Origin of the sequence: Mesorhizobium sp. M1A.F.Ca.IN.022.07.1.1 (assembly GCF_003997575.1) — a bacterium.
Lineage (GTDB): Bacteria > Pseudomonadota > Alphaproteobacteria > Rhizobiales > Rhizobiaceae > Mesorhizobium.
Genome location: NZ_RZST01000452.1, coordinates 1 through 3,836, shown reverse-complemented (window position 1 = coordinate 3,836; position 3,836 = coordinate 1). Strand labels below are relative to the sequence as shown.

3 protein-coding genes and 2 pseudogenes are annotated in these 3,836 nt (G+C 63.3%); 2 read left to right on the top strand and 3 right to left on the bottom strand.

The window, feature by feature from the left end:
* From EOA75_RS30160 to mntR, 3 genes and pseudogenes are all read right to left on the bottom strand, one after another.
* A pseudogene (locus EOA75_RS30160) lies at nt 1-181 on the bottom strand (TCR/Tet family MFS transporter); the annotation flags it as partial.
* 144 nt (nt 182-325) lie between these two features.
* Nucleotides 326-1,240, bottom strand: a complete 915-nt coding sequence (locus tag EOA75_RS30155) for a neutral zinc metallopeptidase (RefSeq protein WP_127325857.1) — start codon at nt 1,238-1,240, stop codon at nt 326-328.
* A gap of 367 nt (nt 1,241-1,607) precedes the next feature.
* Entirely contained in the window at nt 1,608-2,060 is a 453-nt protein-coding gene (gene mntR, locus EOA75_RS30150; RefSeq protein ID WP_067327157.1) for a manganese-binding transcriptional regulator MntR, read from the bottom strand.
* A 227-nt stretch (nt 2,061-2,287) separates the two neighbouring features.
* Here mntR and EOA75_RS30145 point away from each other — a divergent pair, with 227 nt between their 5' ends.
* Nucleotides 2,288-3,637, top strand: a complete 1,350-nt coding sequence (locus EOA75_RS30145; protein ID WP_095801618.1) for an Nramp family divalent metal transporter — start codon at nt 2,288-2,290, stop codon at nt 3,635-3,637.
* 45 nt (nt 3,638-3,682) lie between these two features.
* Nucleotides 3,683-3,836 (top strand): annotated as a pseudogene (locus EOA75_RS35355) (SAM-dependent methyltransferase); the annotation flags it as partial.

Sequence of the window (3,836 nt, the reverse complement as noted above, 5' to 3'; positions counted from 1 at the left end):
TCGCCGCATAGACGAAGAACAGCCAGCCGCCCTCGATAGCCGCCTCGCTTACGCCGGCGCCGGTCAGCTCCTGCAGATAGGCCGGCAGCACCGGCATGATGATGCCGAAGCCGATGACGTCGAGCAGCAGCGTCGTGAAAACGAGCGCAAGGCCCCGCTTGGCGGTCTTGGGGTCGATCATGGTGACAAGCTCCTCGGCCGCCTTGGGCGGGAGGCTCTTATAGGCGAGCCAGCCGGCCGGAACAATAAGCGAACGACCGCAACTGCCTCATCCTGACATCAGTTCCCGGCAGCCCGCCGCGGTGCCGCAGCCCTGCGTCGCCGCTCAGACCGGATTGTTGAATGTATCGCAGTCCGAAAGCTTGCCGCTCTTGTAGCCGCGCGCCAGCCAGGTCTGCCGCTGCGCCGACGTGCCGTGGTTGAAGCTTTCCGGAACCACATAGCCCTGCATTTTTTTCTGCAGCGTGTCGTCGCCGATCTGCTTGGCGGCATTCAGCGCGCTTTCCATGTCGCCCTGCTCCAGAATGCCCTTCTGCGCGGTATAGTGCGCCCAGACACCGGCGAAGCAGTCGGCCTGAAGCTCGACCCGGACCGACATCTGATTGGCCTCAGCCTCGCCCATGCCCTGCCGCATCTGGTTGAATTTCGACATGATGCCGGTGAGGTTCTGCACGTGATGGCCGACCTCATGCGCGATCACGTAGGCGCGGGCGAATTCACCCGAGGCACCGAACTGCTGGTCGAGCTGCTGGAAGAAGGTCATGTCGAGATAGACCTTGTGATCGCCCGGGCAATAGAACGGTCCCGCCGCCGAAGAGGCAAAGCCGCAAGCCGACCGGATTTGGCTGCTGAACAGCACCAGCTTCGGGTCCTCGTAGGTGAGGCCATTGGCCTTGAAGATACCGCTCCATGTGTCCTCGGTCTCGGCGAGCACGGTCGCCACGAACTGTTTCATCTCGTCCGAGGCGGGCGCGCCGCTGTCCGGCGAACTGCTGTCTTCGGTAATCTGGCCGCCGCCGCCCGGCACAAGGCCACCTTCACCCAGGATCTGCGATGGATCGAAGCCGAAATACCATCCGGCGAGAACCACCAGAATAACGAAGATGATGCTGCCGCCGCCGCCCGCTCGCCCCCCGATCGGAACGCGGAACTGCCGCGGACTGCCACCGCCGAACCCGCCGCCGCTGTCGCTGCGCTCGTCCTCGATATTGTCGCTCTGACGGCGGCCTCTCCAAAGCATGGCAACTTCCTCGCAATGCAGATGTTCTGGAAGGTCCGGCCTATGACCGCCCCCTTCAGACAATTATCGCAACGGTCACGCCGAGTCACAGCATTTTTGCTGACCAAAAGACCGCGCCTCCGGCTCCAGATGGGAGGAGAATTCAGAGCTTTTGTTTCGACGGGTTTCGGCCTCGGTCTTTGCGCTCGTCACGAGCCGCCGCCTGTCTCAACCCGTTGGCCGCTTGCTAGCCCTTCGTGGTCCGTGCCTGTTCAACGCCCGTCGCTTCCTCCCTTCCACGCGATCATCGCGCAACGTCAGGAGCAACGTGCGTACCGTTCGGCGGTTCCAGCGACTCGTCGGTCGGGAAGTTTAACGCTGGCGGGGCTCAGCGTGTCGTCATCGCCCTGCGAAATGCATCCAGCGTCTCGGCGCTGACATGGTGCTCGATGCCCTCGGCATCGATCCGTGCCGTCTCGGGGCTGACACCGAGCGAGCGCAGGAAGGCTTCGACAGTCTCGTGACGGATGCGGCTCTCCTGCGCCACCTTGCGACCGGCGTCCGTGAGAAACACCCCGCGATAGGGTTTCCTGGACACCAGCCCGTCGGCGCAGAGCCGTGTCAGCATTTTTGCCACGGTGGGTTGCGCGACGCCAAGCCTGGCCGCGATATCGACCTGACGGGCCTCGTTTCCGTCCTCGATCAGATCGGCGATCAGCTCGACATAGTCCTCGACAAGCGCGCTGCGGCGCGCTTCGCGGGTCTGCCTGAACCCTTCCGAATGGATTTCGGCATCAGGAAGCGGCTTTTCGCGTCGAACTGGTCTGTTCCTCAGCGCCAATACGCGCTCCTTCATGGCTGAATCGGCTCCGCATTCATAGCACGGACCGTAGTGCTCTGGCCGTTTATTTGCATTCCCGGGTCGGCGCAACCCGGCGTTTGCTGCTGCACGCGGCGCCTGTCGGCTTGCATCACAAGAGCTTGAACAATGAAGTATAGCCTGTTGCATAATGTTCAGCCTTAGCATACATAGTGGCGATCCTCGATACCCTTCCAGCGGACTCCCCGATGTCAGAAGCAGTGTCCCGTCCCTCGTGGCAATTTGCCCGCTCCGATGAGACTGAGCAGCCCAGTCTGCGCGAGGTCAATGCCTCGATCAGGGTGCCCGACACCGGTCTCTGGTTCCGCCGCCTGTTCGCCTTCATGGGTCCCGGCTATATGGTCTCGGTCGGCTATATGGACCCGGGCAACTGGGCGACAGACCTCGCCGGCGGCGCCCAGTTCGGCTACACGCTGCTTTTCATCATCATGCTGTCGAACCTGATGGCGATCCTGTTGCAGGCGCTGGCCGCCCGCCTCGGCATCGCCACCGGCCGCGACCTCGCGCAGGCCTGTCGCGCCTATTATCCGCGTCCGGTAAATTTCCTGCTCTGGATCGCCTGCGAACTGGCGATCATCGCCTGCGACCTCGCCGAGGTGATCGGCACGGCGATTGCGCTGCAGCTCCTGTTCGGCATCCCGCTGATCGGCGGCGCCGTCCTCACCGCGCTGGACGCCTTCCTTGTGCTGCTGCTCATGAACAGGGGCTTCCGTTATCTCGAGGCGTTCGTCGTCGCGCTCCTGATCATCATCTTTGGCTGCTTCGCCATCCAGATCTTCGTCGCCGCCCCGCCCGCAGGCACAATCCTGCATTCGATGTTCGTGCCGTCGTCCCAGATCGTCACCAACCCGACGATGCTCTACATCGCCATCGGCATCATCGGCGCCACCGTGATGCCGCACAATCTCTACCTGCACTCCTCGATCGTGCAGACCCGCGCCTATGAGCGCACCGATGCCGGCAAGCGCGACGCCATCAAATGGGCGACCACGGACTCGACCATCGCGCTGATCCTGGCGCTGTTTGTCAACGCGTCCATCCTGATCGTCGCGGCAGTGGCCTTCCACGGCACCGGGCACCAGGATGTCGCCGAGATCGGTCAGGCTTTCGAATTGCTGTCGCCGCTGTTGGGCTTGAGCATTGCCTCGATCCTGTTCGCGGTCGCGCTGCTCGCCTCCGGGCTCAACTCGACGGTCACCGCCACGCTTGCCGGCCAGATCGTGATGGAAGGCTTCCTGCGTCTGCGCATTCCGCAATGGGCGCGCCGCCTGCTGACGCGCGGCCTTGCCATCGTCCCCGTCGTGATCGTCACCGCGCTCTACGGCGAAAAGGGCACGGCCCAGCTCCTGGTCTTCAGCCAGGTCATCCTGTCGATGCAGTTGCCCTTCGCCGTTGTGCCGCTGGTGCAGTTCGTCTCGGATAAGAAGAAGATGGGCAGTTTCGCCATCTCGCGCGGCGTCGCCGCACTCGCCTGGGTAGTCGCGGCGATCATCCTGGTGCTCAACTTCAAGCTGCTCTTCGACACTTTTGCCGGCTGAGTTCGAGCCGCGACATCCCGGCCGGCCGCGCTATCTTCTGAAAGCATGACCGTTTCGGACGACGCCCGAAAATTCTACGCCAAACTGATGGCCGCGCATGCGCGCTCCGCCGATCCCCGCATCGAGGAGGCGTTCGCCTCCGTGCCGCGCGAGGCCTTTCTCGGCCCTGGACCTTGGACAGTCTTTGCCGGCGACGGAG

Coding starts and splice junctions, on each gene's coding strand:
- EOA75_RS30155 (WP_127325857.1), bottom strand. CDS start 1,240: ATGCTTTGGAGAGGCCGCCGTCAGAGCGACAATATCGAGGACGAGCGC.
- EOA75_RS30145 (WP_095801618.1), top strand. CDS start 2,288: ATGTCAGAAGCAGTGTCCCGTCCCTCGTGGCAATTTGCCCGCTCCGAT.